Annotated in this window: 25 protein-coding genes; 8 read left to right on the top strand and 17 right to left on the bottom strand. The window is 34.6% G+C overall.

Annotated features, from left to right (window positions below):
- Positions 1-229 precede the first annotated feature (229 nt).
- Positions 230-787 (top strand): flavodoxin family protein, encoded by a 558-nt coding sequence (locus METBO_RS06695; protein WP_013644932.1) that lies wholly within the window; start codon positions 230-232, stop codon positions 785-787.
- Between the two features lie 133 nt (positions 788-920).
- Here METBO_RS06695 and METBO_RS06690 read toward each other — a convergent pair whose 3' ends face one another.
- From METBO_RS06690 to METBO_RS06660, 7 genes are all read right to left on the bottom strand, one after another.
- Positions 921-1,847: a tetratricopeptide repeat protein gene (locus tag METBO_RS06690; RefSeq protein ID WP_013644931.1), complete on the bottom strand. Its 927-nt coding sequence runs from the start codon at positions 1,845-1,847 to the stop codon at positions 921-923.
- 189 nt (positions 1,848-2,036) lie between these two features.
- A complete protein-coding gene (locus METBO_RS06685) occupies positions 2,037-2,756 on the bottom strand; it encodes an RAD55 family ATPase (RefSeq protein WP_013644930.1) in 720 nt (239 codons plus the stop codon).
- Between the two features lie 111 nt (positions 2,757-2,867).
- A complete protein-coding gene (locus tag METBO_RS06680) occupies positions 2,868-3,572 on the bottom strand; it encodes an RAD55 family ATPase (protein ID WP_013644929.1) in 705 nt (234 codons plus the stop codon).
- Between the two features lie 5 nt (positions 3,573-3,577).
- Positions 3,578-4,750, bottom strand: a complete 1,173-nt coding sequence (locus METBO_RS06675) for a GTP-binding protein (protein WP_013644928.1) — start codon at positions 4,748-4,750, stop codon at positions 3,578-3,580.
- Positions 4,751-4,753: 3 nt separating this feature from the next.
- Positions 4,754-5,131: a roadblock/LC7 domain-containing protein gene (locus tag METBO_RS06670; RefSeq protein ID WP_013644927.1), complete on the bottom strand. Its 378-nt coding sequence runs from the start codon at positions 5,129-5,131 to the stop codon at positions 4,754-4,756.
- A gap of 473 nt (positions 5,132-5,604) precedes the next feature.
- A complete protein-coding gene (locus tag METBO_RS06665; protein ID WP_144017534.1) occupies positions 5,605-6,108 on the bottom strand; it encodes a hypothetical protein in 504 nt (167 codons plus the stop codon).
- Positions 6,102-6,548: a hypothetical protein gene (locus METBO_RS06660; RefSeq protein WP_144017533.1), complete on the bottom strand. Its 447-nt coding sequence runs from the start codon at positions 6,546-6,548 to the stop codon at positions 6,102-6,104. Before METBO_RS06660 ends, METBO_RS06665 begins: the two co-directional genes overlap by 7 nt.
- A 75-nt stretch (positions 6,549-6,623) precedes the next feature.
- Here METBO_RS06660 and METBO_RS06655 point away from each other — a divergent pair, with 75 nt between their 5' ends.
- Complete coding sequence (locus METBO_RS06655; protein ID WP_013644924.1) at positions 6,624-7,184, top strand: THUMP domain-containing protein; 561 nt, start codon at positions 6,624-6,626, stop codon at positions 7,182-7,184.
- Between the two features lie 389 nt (positions 7,185-7,573).
- Here the strand turns inward: METBO_RS06655 and METBO_RS06650 are convergent, their stop codons facing one another.
- Positions 7,574-8,428, bottom strand: a complete 855-nt coding sequence (locus METBO_RS06650; protein WP_013644923.1) for an Ig-like domain-containing protein — start codon at positions 8,426-8,428, stop codon at positions 7,574-7,576.
- A 651-nt stretch (positions 8,429-9,079) separates the two neighbouring features.
- Here METBO_RS06650 and METBO_RS12745 point away from each other — a divergent pair.
- A complete protein-coding gene (locus METBO_RS12745) occupies positions 9,080-9,568 on the top strand; it encodes a methyl-coenzyme M reductase family protein (RefSeq protein ID WP_013644922.1) in 489 nt (162 codons plus the stop codon).
- A gap of 390 nt (positions 9,569-9,958) precedes the next feature.
- On the opposite strand, the gene METBO_RS13005 is transcribed toward METBO_RS12745, so the two are convergent.
- Positions 9,959-11,143: a PAS domain-containing sensor histidine kinase gene (locus METBO_RS13005; protein WP_013644921.1), complete on the bottom strand. Its 1,185-nt coding sequence runs from the start codon at positions 11,141-11,143 to the stop codon at positions 9,959-9,961.
- 105 nt (positions 11,144-11,248) lie between these two features.
- Positions 11,249-12,997 carry a sensor histidine kinase gene (locus METBO_RS13000; protein WP_013644920.1) on the bottom strand — a complete coding sequence of 583 codons (1,749 nt, stop codon included), beginning with the start codon at positions 12,995-12,997 and terminating at the stop codon, positions 11,249-11,251.
- Between the two features lie 135 nt (positions 12,998-13,132).
- On the opposite strand from METBO_RS13000, the gene METBO_RS06630 reads away from it, so the two are divergent.
- Positions 13,133-16,069, top strand: coding sequence for a chemotaxis protein CheB (locus METBO_RS06630; protein ID WP_013644919.1), 2,937 nt, complete (start codon positions 13,133-13,135; stop codon positions 16,067-16,069).
- Between the two features lie 28 nt (positions 16,070-16,097).
- On the opposite strand, the gene METBO_RS06625 is transcribed toward METBO_RS06630, so the two are convergent.
- From METBO_RS06625 to METBO_RS12730, 7 genes are all read right to left on the bottom strand, one after another.
- Positions 16,098-16,337: a hypothetical protein gene (locus METBO_RS06625; protein ID WP_013644918.1), complete on the bottom strand. Its 240-nt coding sequence runs from the start codon at positions 16,335-16,337 to the stop codon at positions 16,098-16,100.
- 235 nt (positions 16,338-16,572) lie between these two features.
- Positions 16,573-16,878, bottom strand: a complete 306-nt coding sequence (locus METBO_RS14110; protein WP_394294936.1) for a hypothetical protein — start codon at positions 16,876-16,878, stop codon at positions 16,573-16,575.
- 396 nt (positions 16,879-17,274) lie between these two features.
- Positions 17,275-17,562, bottom strand: a complete 288-nt coding sequence (locus METBO_RS06615; protein ID WP_013644917.1) for a hypothetical protein — start codon at positions 17,560-17,562, stop codon at positions 17,275-17,277.
- Between the two features lie 170 nt (positions 17,563-17,732).
- Positions 17,733-18,068, bottom strand: coding sequence for a hypothetical protein (locus METBO_RS06610; RefSeq protein WP_144017532.1), 336 nt, complete (start codon positions 18,066-18,068; stop codon positions 17,733-17,735).
- Between the two features lie 445 nt (positions 18,069-18,513).
- Positions 18,514-18,648 (bottom strand): hypothetical protein, encoded by a 135-nt coding sequence (locus METBO_RS14105; protein WP_144017531.1) that lies wholly within the window; start codon positions 18,646-18,648, stop codon positions 18,514-18,516.
- A gap of 113 nt (positions 18,649-18,761) precedes the next feature.
- Positions 18,762-18,995 (bottom strand): hypothetical protein, encoded by a 234-nt coding sequence (locus METBO_RS12735; protein WP_013644914.1) that lies wholly within the window; start codon positions 18,993-18,995, stop codon positions 18,762-18,764.
- Positions 18,988-19,257 (bottom strand): hypothetical protein, encoded by a 270-nt coding sequence (locus tag METBO_RS12730; protein ID WP_013644913.1) that lies wholly within the window; start codon positions 19,255-19,257, stop codon positions 18,988-18,990. The genes METBO_RS12735 and METBO_RS12730 overlap by 8 nt, the downstream gene beginning before the upstream one ends.
- A gap of 395 nt (positions 19,258-19,652) precedes the next feature.
- Here METBO_RS12730 and METBO_RS06600 point away from each other — a divergent pair, with 395 nt between their 5' ends.
- The 4 genes from METBO_RS06600 to METBO_RS06585 all read left to right on the top strand — a co-directional run bounded on the left by METBO_RS06600 (position 19,653) and on the right by METBO_RS06585 (position 23,772).
- Positions 19,653-19,937 (top strand): TIGR00304 family membrane protein, encoded by a 285-nt coding sequence (locus tag METBO_RS06600; RefSeq protein ID WP_013644912.1) that lies wholly within the window; start codon positions 19,653-19,655, stop codon positions 19,935-19,937.
- A gap of 270 nt (positions 19,938-20,207) precedes the next feature.
- Positions 20,208-21,338: a glycosyltransferase family 2 protein gene (locus tag METBO_RS06595; RefSeq protein ID WP_013644911.1), complete on the top strand. Its 1,131-nt coding sequence runs from the start codon at positions 20,208-20,210 to the stop codon at positions 21,336-21,338.
- Between the two features lie 33 nt (positions 21,339-21,371).
- Positions 21,372-22,511, top strand: a complete 1,140-nt coding sequence (locus METBO_RS06590) for a glycosyltransferase family 4 protein (protein ID WP_013644910.1) — start codon at positions 21,372-21,374, stop codon at positions 22,509-22,511.
- A gap of 142 nt (positions 22,512-22,653) precedes the next feature.
- Positions 22,654-23,772, top strand: coding sequence for a glycosyltransferase family 4 protein (locus METBO_RS06585; RefSeq protein ID WP_013644909.1), 1,119 nt, complete (start codon positions 22,654-22,656; stop codon positions 23,770-23,772).
- Positions 23,773-23,797: the final 25 nt, after the last annotated feature.

Genomic DNA, 23,797 nt, shown 5'->3' with positions numbered 1-23,797 from the left:
TGAACCTCGGTTTTGATGTGATGGGCTTTGGTTGTTATGTGAATATTTTTAGATCTCTTGTCTGATTCGTCCCTCTTCCGGTATTACAGTTGATCAGAAAAACCATAAAACATCCACTTTTATGATTTGTAATTCATGTTGGTTTGTTACAATTGCATAGTGATCAGTGTTTTAAATCACTGATTAAAAGCTGAAATTAAAGGTAAAATAGTTTTAAAGGTGTAAAAAAATGAAAATTATAGGTTTAACAGGTAGTCCAAGAGAAGGAAGCAACACCGAAGTCCTGGTTAATGAAATACTTAAGGGAGCATCAGAGGCAGGAGCCGAAACAAAAAGTTATAATTTGGTTAAAATGGACATAAAACCATGTATAGCATGTATGCACTGCAAAACTCACGGTAGCCAATGTGCTACAGAAGATGATATGCAGGAGTTCTACAAAGAGTTAAGAGAATCTGATGGTTTTGTCGTGGGTTCACCACTCTACTTCGGTCAGATGTCGGCCCAGGCCAAACTTTTAATAGACAGATTATTCGCATTTTACAATCCTGAAGCCGGAGATATGGAGAGAAAGAAGGTGGCATTCACATTTTCACAGGGTAATCCTGATGAGGCCACGTTTAAAGATTACTATGACTACATCAGAAACGTGTTTGAAATGGCCTACGATCTGGTGGATGTTCTAGTTTCCAAGGGAAATCAATTGCCGGGAGATGTTAAAAATAACGAACACAACCTTGCAAAGGCCAAAAAAATAGGCAAAGAAATGGCCAGTAAAATGTTTTAAATAAATAACAATAAGAGGTTCTGGAACTTTTCTTAAGTTTTTAAGAAACACTACTTTTTTTGATGCATTCGATTATCATGATTTAACTGTTTCTCAAATTTTCATGGTGCTGATTATTTTTTTTGAGCGTTAATTACTCTTCGTAGATAGTGTTCATGAGTTTTATAGCTTTTTCTTCTCCAGATATGTTATTTATCTGCCTCAAGAGTTCTATGGATTTTCTGAAGTTTTCAGCCACAATATCCATGTTTCCTGTGATATAATGGGCAGTACCTATTAAAAGCATTGCAACTGCTTCTCCAGTGAAATTATTGGTTAGTTTAAACAATTCAAGACCCTTCTTGAAATCTTCCAATGCTTCAACTGGTTTGGATTCTTTAAGTGTTAAATTGCCCTTGATCATGAGTATGGTGGCACTGGCATCGTTATCACCAATCCCACTGGACATTTCATAGGCATTTTCGAGCTGTTTTATTGGATTTTCATGGTTAGCATAGGACATGTAGGTTTTGGCCCCGTTTAATATCCCAATAACTTCCTCAATTTCCGTGCTTATCCCTATGTAATCATCTGTACTGACTTCTAAAGGAGCTTTCTTTTGGGGTTTGACACTTGAAAGTGTGGATTTTGATTGGACAGACACCAAATCCTTTTCAGTTTCATTTATCTTGGAGATGATATTTTCTTTGGTATCTGAATCTGTTTCTGAGTACAATTTAAAGGCTTCTTTGTAGTACTCCAGAGCTGTTCTTTTTTCATCTGTGTTGTAATAAATATCTCCCATGATATCCATCACCAAAGCCTTTTTCTCCAGATAATCAAGCCCATCGTAGATTATGATAGCCTCTTCAAGATATTTCAAAGATTCTTCCATGTTTTCATTTTCGAAGTAAATGGTTGCAATGTTGATGAGTATATCTGCTTCAGCATCCCTGTATTCATTTAAAATGTCTAGATATTCATCCAAGTCATATTCTTCGGATTCATCACCAGGGTCATTTTCTTTTTCTAGTCCAGCGAACCTGTCAAAAAACCCGTTTACAAGAAAAAATTCCATCATAACATTAACACTCCAAAAAATTTTTTTTACTTCTTCAATGACTTATAATAATATTCAAACACGAACAGAAACTAAAGGGCTTTGAATCAAATATTTAGACATTATTTTCATGGCAACTACTTTCTAGTTCTTTTGGTTTTGAATTTTCTAATTCGTGAAGTCCATTATTTTGTTTTATGGATTGAGTTTTCAGTGTTCTACCACTATTCCATTTTCACTAATGCTGTAAACAGATTTGAAGTTGTCTGGCTTTTCAGATTGATTGTACTCTGATCTTATGGTGATGGTATTTCCATCCATCCGTATGAGATTGTCAAACAGGGAGAGGAGTTGTTGTTCTGTTTTGTCTGTGGTGGATCCCTCGGTGTAGGTCATCAAACCAGCACCCCCAGCTTCATTGTTACGTCTAATGTACGCATTTAATACTCTTAGAACCATCTGTTCCTGGTTAAATGCAAACATGGTTGTAGCAGAGTCAAGTACAGATCGGAACTCGGGACTTTTTCTGTACACGTATCTTGAACCTATACCTACCTTGATCATCAATTCTGCAGGATTTCCTATGGTGGTGGTTTTGTAGTTGACGCTGTCGTCAAGCTTCACACCTCCGAGCTGAGATATACCATCGATGATGTATATATCACCACTTTCTATGTACCTCTGCAAGAACCAGTTAAATTCCATCATGCTAGTTGTTAGCTGTTTAATTCCCTGATCTGCAGTGATATATAGGCAGGGAAGGTTGTTCTCTAATCCATCATAGGTGAACTGGTTTGCAAATATAGTTTTACCAGTTTTAGGAGGGCCATAAATTAATGTGGTTCTGCTAAGAGGAATACCTCCTGGAAACTCATCAGTGCTTGTTAATTCATCAAATCCAGGAATTCCGGATTTTGTAGTTTTAATCAAATTGTTCACCTGTAAACCATTGTAAATTTTAATAATTTCACTAAATATGTATTAAATTTCAAATTCAGTACAATAGGCATTTTAAACCTGCATTTTAACTGTACTTACTTATTACTCCAACATGATTCCATCTTCTGTAATGGTGTAATTGGTTTTAATCTTCCCAAATCCTTTCATGGCTTCGACTTGTAATTCATTTCCATCCATCCTTATGATGTTGTCCACCATGGATTTAAGCATGGTTTCTATGATATTATCCGCTGAATCTTCGGTGTAAGTTATTAAAGATGTTCCTCCAGCTTCTTTAATCCTCATGAGGTAGGCTTTAATCACCCGTACAATCAACATACTTTCGTTGTATGTCAAAAGGGTGGTTGCAGAATTTAAAACAGATCTGAACCTTGAATTCTGATTTCGAACCACGTTTATCTTGGATCCTATGTTCACCATGAGATCTGTGGGGTTGTTTATCTCCGAATTAACAACTGTGCCTGTTGGTTCTACTTTTTTCTCTAAAATGTCTGATATTGTATCTATGATGTGCAGAGAACCATTCATCATATATTCATCGACAGAAAGGTTATAATCATTCATATCTGATTTCAACATCTTTAATCCCTTGTTGGTTGTGATGTAAAGGCATGGTTCTTCATTTACCAGCCCATTGAAACAGAATTGATCACTGAAGATAGATTTTCCTGTTTTTGGAGGTCCGTACACCAGTGTACTTGAGTTTTCGGGTATTCCTCCCATGAAACTGTCTGTGCGTGTCAGTTCATCAAATCCAGGGATTCCTGATTCAATACATGCAATCATAGTAATCACCCATATAAAAGTTTTAGAAGTGTATTCAACGCTTGGTCAACACCGGTTTTAGTAGTTACAACTGTGGGCAGTATGGGAATTTTTTCGTCAAGATTCATTTTTTCCCTTATTTGTTCAGGTGAAAGTGCACCTTCTAAATCCTGTTTGTTGGCAACTATAATGTTTGGAATGGCCTCAGAATGTGTTTTGTTGATCATTTCCTTGGCCCTTGCAAATGTTTGGGGAGCACTGGAATCTACTAGTATGAATGCACCAACTGCTTCCTTGGCCAGAATGTCCAGCATGAGATCGAAACGTTCCTGTCCAGGAGTACCGAATATGTCTGCAACGAACCCTCCATGATCCAAATGGCCAATATCCATTGCAATGGTCGTTGGAAATTTTTCAAGGGCCATTCTATCTACTGATACCGATTTTTGTGATATGGCCTTAACAAAACTTGATTTCCCCGCATTGTACGGGCCTGTTACCAGTATCTTTGGTATGTATATCTTCACGCCACCGGGCTGCATAACAAAGAAAAGCACCATGTTGGTTTGGGGTTTGGTCCAGGAAGCAGATGTTACCATGAACCCCTGTCCTATTATAACTCGTTCTTCGATGCTGTTTAAACTCACAACACAGTCGAAACATTTCATTATGGATTCAACTAGATTTGCTTTGTAATCCCACTCCGTGAATAGATAAACAAGAACAGTTCCCCTTTTGGATGCTTCTTCGTTCCAACCGTTGATTAATGGTATGATCTCCTTTGGATCGTTGTAGTCTATCAACGTTGATAGGTTGTTGATAATTCCAACTCCACCTTCAACATCTTTAATTGCATTTTTAACCACTTCATATACATCTTCATGGTTATTTATTACGTACTTTCCTTCTGGAGGCATTCCTATGAAACTGCTTGCCCCGTCAATGAAAAATGCATCTCCTTGCTTGATACCTGTTTCAAGATCCCATCCATACCTGCTGAATTCATAGGTGATGTTTGAAGGTTCTGCAACATTGGTAAAAATGAATCCTTTGTTACCGTCTTCTATAAATCCATTGAGTATTTGGTAACCAAATGCTTCACATTCAACTCCTGGAACAGCACTAAACAGAAGGGAAGATCCTTTAGGAACTCCTCCACCTAGGAAGTCGTCTAGTTTGGGGATGTGAGTTTTTTTCATGCTTCACATCTCCCTTAGAATTTGATCAACCATCTTGGCCCTCTGTTCCATTTCATAAAAGATCAATCCAATTTGGGCTTCAGGTTCTGTTAAAACTGTTAAAATAGCCTTTTGTCCTGCTGGTATCAATACTATTGTCCCTTTTTCAGTTTTTAATGAGATTTGGCTCACAATTCCCGTTGTCATCTGGCCAGATGCTGCTTCAGCAGCACCCATTATGGTGGAACAGAGTGCTGAAAAAATTCTAGCATCCACATCTGGAGGTGTTCTCGAGTTTATTAAAAGACCTTCCTTCGAAACAACTGCACAGGCTTTGATCTGTCCAACTTTCAAAAGACCCGATAGTACATCATCCAGTTTTTCCTTCTTAGTTATGGTCATAAAGTATTCCCCAATTCATTTAAAGTTACATGATTTAAAATCTGGATAAAGCACGGCCTCGATGGATTGTCTAAAACACCATCACAAATAAACTTTCAAAGTTTAATTGCTAACTACTCCAATTTACTCGATAGAATATCCATCATAAATTTCTGATCATCTTTAATATGGAACTATATTTATATTGAAATTATTAAATGTTTTGTTACTATTTAATCTTATAAAAAGTAGTTAAACTCCCTCACAACGGTCATGTACTTAAAAATATAACATAAAGTACTTAAAACCATGTGAACAAACTAAAATGAGTTAATTAACATCACACAGGGCAATGTTCCATGTTATCAGTCTAATGATTGTGTATGATATTCTTTGGAAATCTTTGAAAATAGAACAATTCACTTGTTAAACTTTTTTATTTTTGATTTCATGCTATTTTTAATTTGTTGGACATTTTTTAGGGAGTTTGATGATTAGACCCATTCTACGTTGGACGTTGTGATGATGTAGTGGTCTGAAAATGCAGGGTTGTAGTAAATGTTGGTCATATTATCTGTTTTAAATGTTTCGCATATATTTTTACGCACGTAGTAATTTATTCTATCACCTAAACAGTCCCTTTCTATCTTAGTCATCTGGTCCTGAGTCGATGCCCTGATCTTTATGAGTATTTTTGTTTTTTGATAGGTACTGTCGTAGCCCATGTTCAACCATTTCGTGTCTATGTACACTGTTTTTGAACAAGTTTTTAGCCTTGGATAGGACTCGGAATATTTTTTAAATTTTTCAGATGGATAAACTGCCAAAGAATCCAGTGCAATGCCTTCAGTAACACCGTTTCTTGCTGCTGACATTACTGTGTTGAGTTCCACTGCTTCGAAACTGGCATGTGCAAATAGAAGGGTGCTAACTATTCCAATTCCCACCAACAATATGAATTCTGCACTCATCTGTCCATGGTCATCCAAACCTACCAAACCTCCTTAATAACGATCCATGTGTTTTTAAGCGTGTCCTGTTTACTCGTGATGTTGTAGCTTGTATCTGGTTTCAGTGTTACCTCAAGATCCCTCATGTAATCTGAACCTGTGACCCTCATGAAACTAAGGTAGGAGTAACATGTCTTACCATTTACAAATATATACAATCCCGAAGAGTTGATGTGGACATGGTAATACTCGTGAAATATGGTACTGGGCGTTCTGTAGATTGTGTAATATCCCGGTCCATTTGAGTGTGTTGTTTCTATTTGTTGGGCTATATTTTCCCCCAATACTCTAGATTCAGATGCTTCTTCAATTGAATTAACTGTATCAATTCTATTGCCCACTATATTGATTAAACTAGTGATTAAGATAATTAAAACTAAAAATGCTATAAGAGCGTCGGCTGATAACCAGCCTTTAGAATCCATCATACTTACGTTAATGTTATTTAGTATTAAACCCATATTAATAGTAACCTAGTGACATTAAAATTTGGAGGTGTTTGAATGAAGAATACTGAAAAATTTGATCTGGTTGTAAAGTTCAACAGTTCGAACCTAAGTAACGAAGGATCAATCTATGATACATATGAACAAATCGATGAAATAGAAGGAATTGATGAGATAGAAGGTGCTTTAACCCTTAGAGACCCGGAACTTTACATTAAAGAATCTGAATCATTCGATGTTGTACTTGTTGAGCTTGGTACAGATTCTCTTGAAGCAGCTAAGTTACTTAGGAATTCTAATCCCCGGATTGTTTCCACTGTTATTCCAATTAGAAGAGTGGTGAAAACTGATCTCAGGGAAATAGGTCGCAACCTAAAGGAACTGGCAATAAAAGAAATGGAACCCGGTGATGATTTTACAGTTGAAACATCTGTTATATCTCATAAAACCATTGAATCCACCGATATTTTGGAAAAAGTTGAAGATGAGCTCAAAGAAATTAATATGAACTTTGATGAAACTGATCCCAAATGGAAAATTTATGTGGAAGTAATAGGTGAAAGTACAGGATTAAATATCTTAAAATCTGAAGAATCCATTCTATGCATGTCTAATTAAAAATATAATTAAAATTTTATCACGGTCCACAAATAAAATCAACAAAAACCGCAGAATAGAACCAATACGTAAGACTGTTAAAAACGATGCACTTGATGTGGCTACCAATAGTATGACTAAATTATATGACTATTTTTTAATTATATTGGTGGGGGGATTTTAATTTTTTTAAATTCGAGTATTCATCTATTTACATATCTCAAATTGCTTAAAATTTATAAAACAAGATGGAAAATTCCACTTTAAATCAAAAAGAACTCTAATTTTAAGGGTTGTTGTCAAGTTCGAGTTTTATAATGTCTGTAGTAATTTAAAAAAAAAGAATGGGTTTGCCATGGGTTACATGGCTTTTGGCCTAATGGTACACATTTTTTAGTGATGTTACCATTTTAAGCTTTAACAAGGTAAACTTGTGATCCTGATGCTTTGCATCTTCCACAGTTACAGAAATCTGCATCACATTTGGAACAAGTCCATTCACCTTCGTATGTATGTTTAGGGTTGTAGGTTAAACAGTTGTACGAATGACAGAATGGACAGTAGTCCTTCCATGTTCCGCCTGTTTTGTACCATCCCTTTGAACATGAATTCCAACCGTAGGCTGTGACTGTTTTTACATTGGAATTACTCACAGCTTTCGATTTAACTGTGTAAATTTTAAGGCCCTGTGTGGCTATTATCTTTTGGAACTCTGAGATAGTTATCTTTTTAGCTCCAAATGATACTGTGTTAGGTAATCTGTTGTTTTTGTTGTAAAAACTCTGTACACGGGATATTCCATCCTTCATCTGTGCCTTGCTTATTGGTGACACAGTGAACGTGTATCTTAAAAGTTGATTCCCATTTCCTGAACTGTCTGTTACAGTGTTGGAATGTATTATCAAGCTGTATTTAGTGCTTGTGGATAATGCATTTTTCGATGTTATTGTGAGTGTGTTCCCGTTAACTGTTGTTGTAACAGGTTTTGACTTTCCATTAGCACTTAGTTCTACGGAACCTGTGCCAGATTTGATTTTTTCATTAAAATTAACTTTTATCGTAACTTTTTTTGATTTGTCACTCAGTACCACGCTGTTGTTTACAGGGTTTACCGATGTAACCTTTGGTTTTGCTTTATCTGTAGTAACATTAGTAGCTGAAGCAAAATTTACATTCAAGACAAGTGCTAACCCGAATAGTAGGAGCACTGATAAGAATAATTTTCGCTTAATTATACCGCCTCCATGTCCGGTTCTTCCAAACAAGTTTGATTACTGTCTGGAACAATGGACTTACCACTACATCATTCATGAACACATATAAAGGTTGTGGTTCAAAATCTAAAAAAACACGTTCTAATAGTCTTTTTTTTAATTTAAAGCCATCTTAAAGGTTTTTATATGGTGCTAGTGTGATGGGGATTTGTACAAACTTATCTTGAGTAAATCTCCCCTAACTATTCCCTATTTGAATAAATTGGGAACAACCTAAAGATATATCAAAGTGACTCATTATTCCTAAGGAGGAACATATAGAGCATAGACATTAAACTTGTCTTAAAACTGGAAATAACCTTTTATATTGACTTAAATTATGACTAACCCCTTCGATTTAATATCCAACTCTTTAGGCTTATTATTGTAGATCTGACATTAATTGGGGTTTATTCAAAGAAATTACTAATTTTTTCTGTTATTTGTAGATCCAACTTGGGACCCAAAAAAAATACGGTACCACCCCGTGGATCAATGAAATATCCAAACCATAATATGTCTTGAATTCGAATATTAATACTATGGTAGAGTTTAAACAAATTCATGTATCTGTATCCATTAGATTTTAGTGTAGATCCTAGTTTAATAACTGGAGATATGGTTATTCATATACTTTCAAAGTAATAATGGACGGTATTTTTTATGTATAAAATATTCGTATTTAACGGTGGAGTATACAGGTTTGAGGAATTGGAGGAGTTTGTAGAAGATTCTGGAGGTCTAATCCTTCGTAGGGATGATTTTCATGTTAGCCGTGGAGTTTACTTCATTTCCCAAGAAGTTCATGTTGTTATAATAATGCCTGAAGAAGCGGTTCATGATTTGAATCTTTTAGCAACTGAAATCAAGGGTGATATTGAACTCATTGAAGTGGATTATGAAGATAAAATAAATTTGGTGTCTCTGTTACCGATATACAATATTTTAAGCAGAAAAGGAAACTGGACCAGTATTCAGACAATTGAAGAGATACTTGAATGTCCATGTGTGGATGGAGTTTGCCAAGAATTTGAAAAAACATCCTGCATTGATGATATTAAAAAAACTCTTGAAGCACTGTCACGTATGGAAATTGCAGAATCACGAGTGAAAGATGGGAATGATGAGTTCAGACTCAAACCAGATGAATAAACAGCTTGGTTTCATCTAATAATTATTATTAGAGTATGTGAATTTTAGGAGAAATAAATGAACAAAAGACCTCCATTGTTAGGGTTTACATGAGTATTCTGGTGGCCTTTATTTGGCTGTTGGCTTTGGCATTTAGCCTATATTTTACGCTTCTAAATTGGGTTTGTTGCAGAATGTGGGAGTTTTTCTCGCTTCCATTGTGGTGGCAGCTATTTTTGGAGTTTGATATGTACCTCTGGGCCATGAATCAGAATTAAACTTGCTATATTATAATTTATTTAATAGTACTTCTTTTTTATTTCGATTGTTGATTCAATACTCTTCTTCATATGACTCATGATGAGGAGTAGGATTAATATTATCAAAATCAAAGGTATTTTAGTTTACATTTTACTTCTTTATGGAAATGTTGTACTTTGTTCCTTTGGAAGTATTCAGATTTATGTTTCCATTAAGCTGTTCTACTAAATTGGTTACGAGTTGAAGACCAAGAGTATCAGAGTTTTCAAGGTCAATATTTTCAGATATGCCAATACCATTATCTGCAATAATAATATCAATCAATTCTGATTTAGATTTAATTTTGACGGATATGGTTCCTTCAGTTCCTTTAAATGCATATTTCACGATGTTTGTCACGAGTTCATTGATAATGAGACCGAGCAGTATTGATGTATCCATGTTCAGATTTAAATCTTCGATATTCAGATCTGTTTTAATGGTTTCCAATGAACCATAACTGTACAAAATATCATGAACCAGTTTTTCTACGTAGTCTTTTAAATTGATATTGGAATAATTTGGAGATTGAGAGAGCTTTTCCTGAACCATTGCCATGCTCTTCACACGACCCTGGCTTTCCTTTAATACATCCATCGCATCTTCACTTTCAGCACAGCCTTCTTGGAGGTGGAGTAAACTTGAGATTATCTGTAAATTATTTTTAACACGATGATTTATCTCCCTTAAAAGGACTTTCTTCTCATTTAAAGATTTTCTAACCTTTATTTCAGCATTCTTTAGATCAGAAATATCCACAACAGTTATCATAAAGGATGGACATTTCTCTTCACTGTTACTGTTTAAATTAATTTCCATTATGACTGGGAACGGTTTTTTCTCTTTTAAAAGTTCAAGTTCACATTTAATTATTTCCTTGTAACTAGTCACATTCTCAATTAACTTTATGAATTTATTTCGCGAATCATGGGCAACAAATTGGATAAAAGCCCGATTTATAAGGTATATCTTATCTATTCCCATGAGGGATGTGCCTGCAAAGTTAACATCAATAATCATACCATCCGTATCTATGGTAAAATAACTGCATGGTGCGAAGTTGTAGAGTTCAAAATATTTAATATTAGAGGTTTGAAGTTCGATCTGACTCTTCCTCAACTCTTCATTCTGCATTTCCAGTTCTATATGATGAATTTGAAGTTCGTGGATGAGTTCATTAATATTCTCGGGCATTTTGGAATCATCGATCTCAAGTTCATTAATTTTCTGATTAAGCAGTTCTTCAGCCTTAAATCTCAACTTTTCGACATTTTTTTTATTTTTGATTCTTATCATCCCATATTGTGTTTGATAAACTTACATTATTATAAGAAATTTGCATTAATCAAAATATTATTTAGCTTATGTAAAAAATTTCATACTGTGTTCTCTTTTTTAAAACTAAGAAGTAGTAAGCGGTTCATTTTCTAAGTAGGATTGATTTAATCTCGTCGTTCTATTGGGAATTGAGAAGTAGAAGGTTGTTCCATTACCCAGCTCTGATTCTGCCCAGATCCTTCCTTTATGTTTTTTTACAATCTTTTCAGAAATTGCCAGACCAATACCAGTTCCCTCATATTCATCCCTAGAATTTAATCGTTGAAAGATGATGAATATCTTATCGAGATATTTTTTATCGATCCCAATTCCATTATCCTTAACAGAGAATATGCACTCATCCTGTGCATTACTGGAAGATATATGTATTTCAGGTTGTTTTTCTCCATGATACTTAATTGCGTTGCCTATGATGTTTTGGAAAAGCTGATTCATCATGCGGCTGTTTGCAAAGATAAAAGGTAAATCATCATGGGTTATAACGGCATTATTTTCTTCAATTAGGGGTTTCAAATTGGTTAAAACTGTTTCTAATATTTTTTCTGAGTTTAAATACCCAAATTCTTCGGATTCTTTTCCTATTCTTGAATAGTCTAGTAGGTCATTTATCATCATATCTAAACGTTTCGCACCATCTACAGCAAAATCTATGTATTCATTAGCATTTTCATCAAGACCCACTCCGTAATTCTTCTTTAATAGATCTAAAAAACTTGTTATCATCCGGAGTGGTTCCTTCAAATCATGGGAGGAAACATAAGCAAACTGTTCAAGCTCATTGTTTGAAACCTTGTATTTCTCGATCAACTTTTCTAGTTTAATTTCAGATTTCTCAAAATCCCCTATTTCAACGTTCAACATCTTGTTGATATTTTCAAGTTTGTTTCCACGTTCTTCTATCAACTTTTCCATCTTTCTGCGTTTAGTGATATCCCGATTAGCTTCAATCACTATATCCGTAGAATTATCATTTATTAGTTGTTGGTGACTTTCAACAATGATCTTAGTACTATTCTGTGTAGTATGAACTACTTCACCTTTCCAAATCCCATCATCATATAATTTTTGCTTAATATCTTTAAATTCCTCTGGAAATTCTGTTTTTAAGAGTTTGATGTTATTATGGCCAATAGCTTCCTCGGCACTGTATCCATACAAAATTTCAGCACCATGATTCCAAGATATTATTCCATCATCATATTCCCATGAATAAATAGCTTCATTTGAAAGATTTAAAAGGGCAGTTTGTCTTTTTAAATTGTTTTCCTTATTTTTCAGTTCTGTGATATCCGTTACTGTTACTCTGTACTCCTTGAATGTTTCATCTTCATTTAGAACCTTAACAGTTTCTAAAAGTCCATAAAAAAAGTGGTCATTATTTTTCAATAGTTCAAGTTCAATGGTTTGTTTTCTGTTAGTTTCTAATACTTTCGAGAGGTATTTATGAAATTTGTTCCGCTCAGCACTGATTATATGATGAATGAAAGCATTTTTATTTAGATAAATTCTTTCTTTTCCAAATAATGCTGCTCCAGCAAGATTAACATCCATTATGATACCGTTTTTGTCAAGGGTAAAATAACCCACTGGTGCAAAGTTATAAAGATCAAAATATTTTCTACGAGCTTCTTCCAGTTTAATCTGAGCTTTTCTAAGCTCCTCATTCTGGAGTTCTAATTCAATTTGATGAACATGCAGCTCATGGATGTACTGATCATCTTCTGACGAATTATCTTCACGATGTAACTGTTTTCCGATTATTTTTTCAGCTTTTATACGTAAAGGACTACTCTTATTCTTATCTGTTTCCATAATTTTTCCAAAATTCTGAATTAACTTATATACACATAGATAACCATATAATTAATAATTATGTAATAATTGGGAATAATCAATATATTGTATAAATAATCATTTCATTTTACATATACAAAAATAGGTGGATTCATGACTGAAAATAGGGATAACGAACATAAGACCAGTAATAATTCTTCAAACATTTTATATGTGGGCTTGGGAGCATCTGCAGGTGGTTTAGATGCTCTTGAAAAACTTTTATCCAACATACCAGAGAAGAGTGGAATGGCATTTATAATTGTTCAACATATGGATCCCACACATAAAAGTGGTTTGGTAGATATTTTATCCCGTTACACTAAATTAAAGGTTCAAGAAGTTGAAGATGGAGTAGAAGTTATCGAGGATCATGTTTATATTATCCCACCTAACAAGGACATGGGAATATTATATGGAAAACTACAGCTCATGGAACCTCTTGAACCACACGGACTTCGAATGCCTATTAATTATTTTTTCACAACCCTAGCTCAAGATCAGGAGGTTAATAGCGTTGGTGTAATTCTTTCTGGGTTTGGAAGTGACGGATCCATTGGATTAAAGGCTATAAAGGCTAAGGGAGGAATATCAATTGCACAGGATCCTGCTACTGCAGCTTCTGATGGAATGCCCAACAGCGCCATAAATACAGGCCATGTGGATCTTATTTTAGCACCCGAAGAAATACCAAGCAAACTTTTATCCTACAAGAATTCATCTGGAAAGATCATAAAAAAAATCTTGAGCACAGAAGATGAAGCAGAACAGGCCCTCATGAAAATATTTATTCTCATCAGGAATAGGACTGGGCACGATTTTTCACAATACAAGAAGAGCACAATATACCGGCGTGTAGGACGTCGGATGAACATCCATCAAATAGAAGAAATGTACCAGTATCTCAGATACCTCCAGAAAAATCCCAACGAGATCGATCAATTGTTTAGGGAATTTCTCATAAATGTAACTAGTTTCTTCAGAGATCCTGAAGCCTTTGAATCTTTTAAAAAGGTAGTTTCAAAGTATATTATTGATAAAAAATCTGAACTCGACACATTAAGAATATGGGTTCCGGGCTGTTCTAGTGGGGAAGAGGTTTATTCAATTGCAATTGTAATACAGGAAATCCTTGAAGAAACCAATGAACATTTAGAGGTTCAAATATTCGGGACAGATCTAGATTTAAATTCCATTAAAATTGCACGTTCTGGAACGTACTCCGACATCATCATCAAGGATATTAGTCCTGAGCGTCTGAAGAAATTCTTTTATAAGAATGAGAATCTTTACACCATCAAAAATAATGTTAGGGACACAGTTGTATTTGCAAATCACAATGTACTTAAAGATCCTCCCTTCACAAATTTAGATATCCTGACTTGTAGAAATTTGCTCATCTACCTTGAAACAGAGGCTCAGGAGAAGGTTCTTTCAAAGTTCAAATATTCTTTGAAAAAGGATGGATTACTCTTTTTGGGACCTTCTGAAAATATTGGGGAGTTCATAGACACTTTCACAGTCTTGGATAAAAAGTGGAAAATATATAGATCAATTAAATCCAATGGATCCAGGTTTGATTTTGTTAAGAATCCAATATTTTCAGTTGAAAAGAATAGTTTAAACATCGGCAGTTCCAAGTTTGATCCTCAAGAAACTAAACCCGGTGCATCTATGAATATTATTAATACAGCAAAGAATAATTTGGTTGATATATTTGCCCCTCCATCGGCCATAATAAATAATTTGGGTGAAATTTTATATATTCACGGACGCTTAGGTAAATATTTAGAACCTTCACCAGGAAAGGCTCGTATGAACATTCTTGAGATGGCTAAAAATGGTATAAAATTAGGTTTAAGTTCTGCTATTGGGAATGCTGTATCAAATAACAAAGAAACCGTGTTTGAAAGCCTTAAAATTGATGATGAGTTGGGAGAAAATTATGTAAAACTCACAGTAAGACCTATAAATGAACCTGATACAGTTCAAGATTTATTCATAGTTTCCTTCGAACCCGCAATACCTGAAGATAAAAATGAGGACAAAATAACTCTAGATCCACTTTCTAAGAGCAGTGAACATATCAAAGCCCTTGAGAATAAGTTGAAGTTGACTACAGAACGTTTAAACAGCACCATTGAAGAGATGACCACATCCAACGAGGAACTTAAATCTGCCAATGAAGAACTCCAATCCATGAATGAAGAGTCTCAAAGCACCAATGAAGAATTAGAAACTTCCAAAGAAGAGTTACAATCAATTAATGAAGAACTTACCACTGTGAACAATGAACTCCAGATGAAAATCGAGGAACTCTCCACAGTTAACGATGATATGACCAACTTGTTTAACAGCACAGAAATAGCAACCATATTTGTTGATAACGATATTAATATCCGAAAATTCACAGAAGAATCCACGAAACTCATAAAATTAATCGAATATGATGTTGGACGTCCTCTCAGCGATATAACTTCCCAGATAAATTACCCCGAACTTATTGAGGATATAAGTCAGGTAATTAAAAAAGTTGCCTTCAGGGAAAAAGAAGTTAACACATCTAAGGGAGAATGGTACAAAGTAAGAATCATGCCGTATAAAACTTCTAAGAATGTTATCGACGGTGCCACCATTACGTTTGTGGATATAAGCAATATAAAAAATATACAGGAAAAAATGCAATCTGCATTAAACTATGCTGAAGATATAATAAATACTGTTCAAGAACCGCTACTTATCCTTGACCATAAATTGGCTGTAACATCTGCAAATCAAGCATTTTATGAGACTTTTAAGTTGAATAAATCCGATATTGAAAATATGAAATTGGATAAAATAAATGATGGAGATTGGAACATTCAATCCCTCTTAAAACAGTTGGAACTTACTCTTAAGGAAAATATTGAATTGAAGGATTTTGAATTTCAAAACAACTTCAAGGATGTGGGTCACAAAAAGATTGTTTTAAACGCACGGAAGATATATCGAGGAGATATTGACACTGAACTGATATTACTATCAATGCAGAATATTTTAAAAGATAAATGAACTCGTATTTAACCTTTTGTAATATTGATTAAGTAATATTATTTTCTATTTCATTACTTTCTATGTGTACATTTTCAATGGGTATTTTTATTTGTCTGCCTTTGGTACTGAATTCAAACGGAATATCGTGTTGAATTAAATAAACTGCTAATCTAGGTAATTCTCCCTCATATGCAATAATATATTCATTCCTAATATCCAATGTTCCATTTAATACTCTGTTTAAAGTATTGAGTGAAGGTTCCTGTTCTTTATTTATTTTAGTCATGTTTATCACCAGATTATATAAATCAATTTCATGAATTTATTATGTATTTTGTTCCATTTATTATTTTTCAGAATGGTTTATTACAGAATGGGTGATTAATAAAATGAAATTCATAGCACAAACGTTCCAATTGAATTTTTAGTTCAGATAACTCTTTTAGAATAATTATAGAACATCTTTTTGCAAAAGAATTGATTTAAGATTTCGAGTGGGTGTATTAGAATAATAATGTTTACTAATGTGTGTAACTATGATATTTATGTTGTGATTTATTCAGGGATTTATATTTTACCTTTTTATTTAAAAGATCAACTATGATGTCTGCATTATCCTGATAATTTAATGATTCACCGAACTTAGAGCATGAAAAGTTATATTCAGATGCTTTTTCAAATTTGTATCTGTGATTATTGGTTTTACAGGAAAAAAACATATTACTCTTTTCATATTCAATTGTTTTATCAATTTTTGACCCTAACTCCTTATACTTCTTATTGATAATATCTGACACCTTACTCTGGTCAAATTTCCAATTATATATGTCCCCATTTGTTTCTGGATCATTTGATTTTTTATATGATACTATACCTGCATCACTAATTTATACAGTATCTTTGGACTGTTGGTAATTTTATTTCTGTTTCCTCCGCTATATCTATGTCGGATGCTCTACCATTTAATAAAGCACTAAGGATTGTATAACAATTTTTTTTCATCATCGGTTATTTCTATCTAAATTTCTTGTACAACAGGGTCACTCAACATTTATCGTTACCCCTTCTTAATCTGAATTTATTTATATAGCGATCAACAGTTTAAAATGGAATTTTAAAAGATCAAAATTCAAATTGAGTATTGGTTCAATTTATATGATTCAAATTAGATCCAAAAAATCAATTAATCCCCTCTATTTGAAAAATAATAAATATAATATAAATTACAATGGTTCTAATGTTCTGATCAATCTTTCAGCTGCATTTTTTAGCTCAGGATCATCAATTTCATCACTTCTTGCTATTTTCAGAGCCATTTCAAGAACTTTTGGAACATCTTCTGCAGAAATGTTTTCAACCATATTGGTATAATTCTGCCCAGAATCATCTTTCATTCCAACCTTTTTATCTTCCATAGTCTTTAGAAAGACAGTACATTCTTTCATCAATGACGGATCATCCTTCATTGATTCACATTTAATTTTAAGTTCATTCCTTTTTTTATTATCCATAATACAACTCCCCCTAAATCTATTTCCTAATAATTTATATTGATTGAATAGAAATTTCAAATAAGTTATTATAGTAATATTCTGAAGGAATGCATTTAAAAAATTACTAAATTTGCATTAAAATTTCATAATACCATACTAGGATCCTTTAAAAAGATATAATGAATTTATTATTGAATTCCTTCAATCTTTTGATGGAAAAAATCTGTGAAATTCTGTTTAGTTTCTTCGATCAATCCATTTACCACTTTTTCATCCAGATATGTTGGATAGTCGAATTCAATTGTTACAGCGAAATATGTTTTATTATCCCTTTCCACTGCCTTACTATAGTAAGCTTTAGCATCTGAATGTTCAAAATTCCAAACCTTTAAATTTTCATGCAGTCTTGTTAGATCTTCTCCAAATTTATTTTCAATTGAAAAATACAAGAAAACACGAGCTTCAAAAGGTACATCCTTCACTAATTCAGTATGTTCTAAATTTAAATTTTTATTCACCATCAAACTCACTTCCCTTTTTTTTCAAATAAAATAATGAAATACAATATTTCATCCTAATGATATTTACAAACCATTTTTAAATGAACGAGGAAACAATAAATCTATATTAAACCTAATTAACCAAAAATAATAACGAATAAAAATAATTTTTCTCACATGTAGTATATTGGATAGCTTACTATATACAATTTACCATTCAACTAGACTATTGTTAATTTCATAGCATTAATACAGTATCTAATATTTAAATAAACAGGTAAATCATGTAAAAAGCCATATTTCATAGAGCTAAACTTAATGATCCTATATTCATTCTTAATCTTAGGCTACTATAAAAAATGGAATGTATTAGATAAAACCGCCTTAAATCTCTTTAATCATGGTTTACAAGAATTTTTGATAATGATTCAAAAATATCCACTTTGAAAAATTGTTTGTATTCAAATCATCACTCCTTCTCTGTGAACAGTTTAATTGATGTGAAAATGAGTAATCCTCCTAGTATCAATTTCAGTAAATCCGATGGTGCATATATTACTAAGAATGCTCCGATTGATGCTCCTATTATGGATGCTATGCCCATGGGCACAACCAGGGATGTGATCTATGATTTTGCATTGTACATTTTATTTCTTGTGTGTCGTGTGATACTAACTATCAGGGTAGGTATGCTGATAAGCAGGCTCATTGTACCGGCTAATTCACATCAATTCCAAATACTAGTATGAGTATAGGAATTATGACCTCCCCACCAGCAACACCTAACAGGCTGCTTATGATTCCAATTATAACTCCAAGGATCACAGCCACCACAAACTCCACGTACAAACTACCAAATATTACTCCAACAGAACCGAGGTTTATGAAGCTTTCGATGATAAGAAGTGAACCCCTGATGATGAGCAGAATTAACAAGACCTTTTTAAACATTGATCCGATATTTTTTTGGACAGCCTATTCCGTAGTAGGCACCTGTTGTTGAGCCTATTATGATCGCGACCATCAAAAATATCTGGGGATAGATTAAGGACATATCAAAGTTGTTTAATCTAAAGTAATATGTTGATATAACTGTGATTAAGCTTATTAACATGTTCAGTGCAACGGCATTTTTCGCTGTTTTGCTGAATCTTTGAAGTAGGAATGGTAGCCTAAATTCGGCCTCTTCAAGACCTATTAAACCACCCACCATACCAACTGGTGCACCTATAAGAAAGAAAGTTAGTGATGTTTTTTTTATTATCCCTTGATAAAAATTAATATTAATCTTAATATTAATCTATATAAACGTATTACTAAATTCATATGTACTATGACAATATCAGGATTTAATAAATAGAAAGTAGATTTACTTTAAGCATACCTCCATGTACTTGGCTGCCTTCTGAATTACTAGATTTTAAACTTTACATCATTGAAGAGTTTCTATTATATAGAACATAATCTGCTAACGTATATTTGATATAATTTACAATATTGGATCAAAAAGAATTTGTGTGGATTATTATTATATCAGAGTAGTGAGTTTATTTAAACATACTAAATTGAATATTTAATCTTTATATTATATGATTAGGTGAATTTAAAATGGTTAACTCTAACTTACTCATTTTAGCTGGTTTTGGAGTGGTGATGCTGGGTATCATAATGATATTCCTAGGATCTTTACTTCACTCCCAATCAAACAATCAATCGAACTCCTCAGATTCAGATAGTTCTAAATTTAATATTCAAACTGGTGGAGTTATTATGATCGGTCCTATTCCTATAATATTTGGGAACAACAAGGGAATGGTTGGCGTGTCCGTTGTATTCGCCATTATCCTCATGATAATTTATTTCCTACTGTTTTACAGGGGAAGAATATTTTAAGTTTTAAATTTTGAGTTTCAAATAGTGGATTCATTATTTATTTTCTTTATGAACGATTTATGGTTGATTAAAACTCCATCTGTAGGTGTTCTGACATAAACTTATATACCTACAAATCATATTAGGACTGTTAAATTTCTTTTAAAAGTTTTATAGATGAAAAAAGTACACATAAATTATTATAATTTTAAATATTCACAAGAAGTTCCGAAGAAAATTTAATTACACAGAAGTTCTTAAAACAAAATATTATTTAGTAAAAGTGATGCTATGAAAATTTCTATCGTTATACCAGCCCTCAATGAAGAGGGAATAGTTGGAAAAACTGTAAGATCTGTTCCAGTGGAAGAATTGGAAAGAAACGGACTTGAAACAGAAATAGTGGTTGTTGACAATGCTTCCACAGATAACACAGCCAATGAGGCAAGGGAAGCAGGTGCAAGGGTTGTGCTGGGTCCGAAAAGGGGTTATGGAAATGCCTACCTCACAGGATTTAAGGAAGCTAAGGGTGACATAATAGTTATGGGAGATGCTGATGGAACCTATCCATTTCCCATGACCTACGAATTTATACAACCAATTCTAAAGGGAGAAGCAGATTTTGTGATGGGATCCCGGCTCAAGGGAGATATTAAACCCGGGGCCATGCCTGCACTTCACAAGTATGTGGGAAACCCATTTTTAACATGGATACTAAACTTCCTGTTCCATGCAGGAATATCTGATGCTCACTGTGGAATGAGGGCAATAAGGAAAGAAACCGCTGAAAAACTTGAACTCAAAAGTGGAGGCATGGAATTTGCATCTGAAATGGTTATAGAGGCAGCTCGGAAACATGTAAAGATAGCTGAAATACCTATAGAATACTATCCAAGAGAGGGTGAATCAAAATTAAGCTCATTTGCAGATGGATGGAGACATTTAAGGTTCATGATGCTTTACCGTCCAACTCCATTCCTGTTTGCACCGGGAATCGTGGCACTTGCAGTCGGAATATTTCTAACACTCACAGTTGCAGCTGCAGGAACATCAAGACTACACACCCTCATACTTGGAAGTTTACTACTTATTATAGGCTACCAGATGGTTCTAGCTTGGCTGCACTTCGGTGCATTTGGAAGTGTCTACGGCTACTCCAAAAGTTCCGGCATAATCGAAAAGATAATGAGTTACCATTCACTTGGAAGAGAATTGTTCATAGGTTTTTTAATCCTTGCAGTTGGTGTTGTTGGAGGTTTATACGTACTATACAGCTGGAGTGTTACTGGCTACGGATCACTTTACCAGTTACAGTACGCAATGATGGCACTCATACTATCCATCCTCGGAATTCAAACCATATTCAGTGGAATGTTTTTAAGCCTACTCCTACTTGCCAACGATTACAAAACAGACGATTAATAGGGTTAGAAACATTAAATTAGGTTGTAAACCATGAAAATAGCATTCATCTACGATGCTGCATATCCCTGGGTTAAGGGAGGTGCTGAGAGAAGGATCTACGAACTCTCAACCAGACTGGTTAAACAGGGACATGAGGTTCACTGGTACTCCCTTGCTTGGTGGCGGGAGGAAAGGAAGCTAATGGATATTGAAATGGATGGCATCAAACTCCATGGAGTATCCAAACCCAAACCCCTCTACACTGAGGATCGAAGATCCATTAAGGAAGCTATTTTTTTCAGTCTCCACCTTATAAATCCCATCATGAAGGAAAAATTTGATGTAGTTGATTGTCAGGGATTTCCATTCTTCTCAAGCTTCGTATGTAAATTTCACCAGGCAATTGGAAGGTCTAAAATGGTTATAACCCTCCACGAGGTTTGGGGCGATTACTGGTACGAGTACCTTGGAAGGGCTGGAATATTCGGAAAACTAGTTGAAAGATCCATGCTCGCACTCACAGACAGATTTATCACTGTGAGCCAAAAAACAGAGAGGGATCTTCAAGCCATAAAAAGAACAGATAAATCCCATGTTGTACCCAATGGAATTGACCTAAACCAGATAACAAATGTGAAACCAGCAGAAACAGGATTTGAACTGTTGTTTGCAGGAAGGCTTATTAAGGAAAAAAAAGTTGATCTACTCCTTAGATCCCTTCCAAAGGTCTTAAAGACCTGTCCAGATATTAAGTGCATGGTGGTGGGTGACGGACCTGAGAGATCCAGACTCGAAGGACTCTGCAAAGAATTGGAACTCACAGCCACTGTGGAGTTTTCAGGTTTTATGGAGGGTTACAACGAACTAATAAGCATCATGAAATCCTCTGAAGTACTTGTACTCCCATCTGAAAGGGAAGGATTTGGAATGGTTGTTGTTGAGGCCAATGCCTGTGGAACTCCAGTTGTGGTTGTTGATTATCCCATGAACGCAGCCAAAGACTTGGTGCAGGAAGGACGAAATGGATACATATCAAAACCAGACCCTGAAGACCTGGCCCAAACCATAATAAAAACCCTTAAAAACAGGAAAAACATGGTTGAAACCTCAAGATCCATGTCTAAAAACTATGATTGGGATAGAATTGTAGATGAACTGGAAAACGTGTACCTCCAAACCCAGAAGGAGTAAAAACTTTAACTGCAACCTAGGGAAACTGATTATTGAGACTGTGAATATATAATATGATACGAAATTTTAACTCTTACATTAATGATTGGTTAACAAATAATTTTTCTAGATTGGATTCATAAGATTATGTGAGTGATTAAAAATGAGGATAGTTCAAACACCTGTGCGATTTTATCCCTTCATAGGAGGGGTTGAAAACTACGTTTACTACCTTTCCAAAGAACTTGTAAACTTAGGTCACAACGTTAAGGTGGTTTGTGCAAACGAACCAAAGGTTGAAGCAGAGCAGAATGTTGATGGAGTGGAAGTATCAAGGCTCAACTACCTCTTCAAGGTAGCCAACACCAACATCACACCAGACTTACCACTTAAACTTAGGGGAGAAGAATTTGACATCATACACACCCACATACCAACTCCTTGGAGTGCAGATTGGAGCAGGATCATAGCCAACAGAAAAAACAAACCATTGGTTGTTACCTATCACAACGACATAATAGGCACGGGATTTGCCAATCACGTGGCTAATTTTTACAACAAAACCGCCCTTAAAAAACTTTTAAACCGAGCTGACAAGATTATAATAACCCAGCCCAACTATCTAAACTACTCCCCCTATCTTTCAAGCTATGAAAAGAAGGTAGAAGTCATACCAAACGGTGTTGATGTGGACAAGTTCAAACCACTAAACATTGAAAAGAAACAAAATACACTGTTCTTCTTAAGTCTTCTCGATGAATTCCACGGATACAAAGGACTGGACTATCTCCTGGAAGCTTTGCAAATTGTTAAAAAATCCATAGCTGATGTGAAACTCATTGTCGGAGGTAAAGGTGTTCTCATGGATCATTACATTCAAAAGGCAGAATCCATGGGTTTGAAAGCCAACGTGGAGTTCCATGGTTTTATTCCAGATGAATCCATGGCCATGTACTACAGTCAGGCCAACCTTTTCGTACTTCCATCAATTTCATCACTCCAGGAAGGCTTTGGAATAGTGGCCCTGGAAGCTCTTGCGTGTGAAACACCAGTAATTACAACTGATATTGTTGGAGTATCAGCAGATCTTAAAGAGAAAAATGCAGGACTTAGTGTGGCTCCTAAAAACTCCCAAGTACTTGCTGAGGCCATAATCAAACTCCTCGATGACCATGAACTACGAACCAAGATGGGTGTTAATGGCCGTAACCTTGTGAAAGCCAGTTACACTTGGAAGGGTATTGCCCGGAAGATGGAAAAGGTTTATTATGAATTAGTATAAAATTAATTAAATCAACAAACTGTAA

The organism is Methanobacterium lacus (genome assembly GCF_000191585.1).
Classification (GTDB): domain Archaea; phylum Methanobacteriota; class Methanobacteria; order Methanobacteriales; family Methanobacteriaceae; genus Methanobacterium_B; species Methanobacterium_B lacus.
The sequence above is the reverse complement of the archived record's forward strand: the minus strand, read 5'-3'. Positions and strand labels throughout refer to the sequence as shown.

What these genes read in the sequence shown, in the direction of transcription:
- METBO_RS06695 (WP_013644932.1), top strand. Translation starts at nt 230, where the DNA reads ATGAAAATTATAGGTTTAACAGGTAGTCCAAGAGAAGGAAGCAACACC.
- METBO_RS06690 (WP_013644931.1), bottom strand. Translation starts at nt 1,847, where the DNA reads ATGATGGAATTTTTTCTTGTAAACGGGTTTTTTGACAGGTTCGCTGGA.
- METBO_RS06680 (WP_013644929.1), bottom strand. Translation starts at nt 3,572, where the DNA reads ATGATTGCATGTATTGAATCAGGAATCCCTGGATTTGATGAACTGACA.
- METBO_RS06675 (WP_013644928.1), bottom strand. Translation starts at nt 4,750, where the DNA reads ATGAAAAAAACTCACATCCCCAAACTAGACGACTTCCTAGGTGGAGGA.
- METBO_RS06670 (WP_013644927.1), bottom strand. Translation starts at nt 5,131, where the DNA reads ATGACCATAACTAAGAAGGAAAAACTGGATGATGTACTATCGGGTCTT.
- METBO_RS06660 (WP_144017533.1), bottom strand. Translation starts at nt 6,548, where the DNA reads ATGATGGATTCTAAAGGCTGGTTATCAGCCGACGCTCTTATAGCATTT.
- METBO_RS06655 (WP_013644924.1), top strand. Translation starts at nt 6,624, where the DNA reads ATGAAGAATACTGAAAAATTTGATCTGGTTGTAAAGTTCAACAGTTCG.
- METBO_RS12745 (WP_013644922.1), top strand. Translation starts at nt 9,080, where the DNA reads ATGTATAAAATATTCGTATTTAACGGTGGAGTATACAGGTTTGAGGAA.
- METBO_RS13005 (WP_013644921.1), bottom strand. Translation starts at nt 11,143, where the DNA reads ATGATAAGAATCAAAAATAAAAAAAATGTCGAAAAGTTGAGATTTAAG.
- METBO_RS13000 (WP_013644920.1), bottom strand. Translation starts at nt 12,997, where the DNA reads ATGGAAACAGATAAGAATAAGAGTAGTCCTTTACGTATAAAAGCTGAA.
- METBO_RS06630 (WP_013644919.1), top strand. Translation starts at nt 13,133, where the DNA reads ATGACTGAAAATAGGGATAACGAACATAAGACCAGTAATAATTCTTCA.
- METBO_RS06625 (WP_013644918.1), bottom strand. Translation starts at nt 16,337, where the DNA reads ATGACTAAAATAAATAAAGAACAGGAACCTTCACTCAATACTTTAAAC.
- METBO_RS06615 (WP_013644917.1), bottom strand. Translation starts at nt 17,562, where the DNA reads ATGGATAATAAAAAAAGGAATGAACTTAAAATTAAATGTGAATCAATG.
- METBO_RS14105 (WP_144017531.1), bottom strand. Translation starts at nt 18,648, where the DNA reads ATGGGCATAGCATCCATAATAGGAGCATCAATCGGAGCATTCTTAGTA.
- METBO_RS12735 (WP_013644914.1), bottom strand. Translation starts at nt 18,995, where the DNA reads ATGTTTAAAAAGGTCTTGTTAATTCTGCTCATCATCAGGGGTTCACTT.
- METBO_RS12730 (WP_013644913.1), bottom strand. Translation starts at nt 19,257, where the DNA reads ATGGTGGGTGGTTTAATAGGTCTTGAAGAGGCCGAATTTAGGCTACCA.
- METBO_RS06600 (WP_013644912.1), top strand. Translation starts at nt 19,653, where the DNA reads ATGGTTAACTCTAACTTACTCATTTTAGCTGGTTTTGGAGTGGTGATG.
- METBO_RS06595 (WP_013644911.1), top strand. Translation starts at nt 20,208, where the DNA reads ATGAAAATTTCTATCGTTATACCAGCCCTCAATGAAGAGGGAATAGTT.
- METBO_RS06590 (WP_013644910.1), top strand. Translation starts at nt 21,372, where the DNA reads ATGAAAATAGCATTCATCTACGATGCTGCATATCCCTGGGTTAAGGGA.
- METBO_RS06585 (WP_013644909.1), top strand. Translation starts at nt 22,654, where the DNA reads ATGAGGATAGTTCAAACACCTGTGCGATTTTATCCCTTCATAGGAGGG.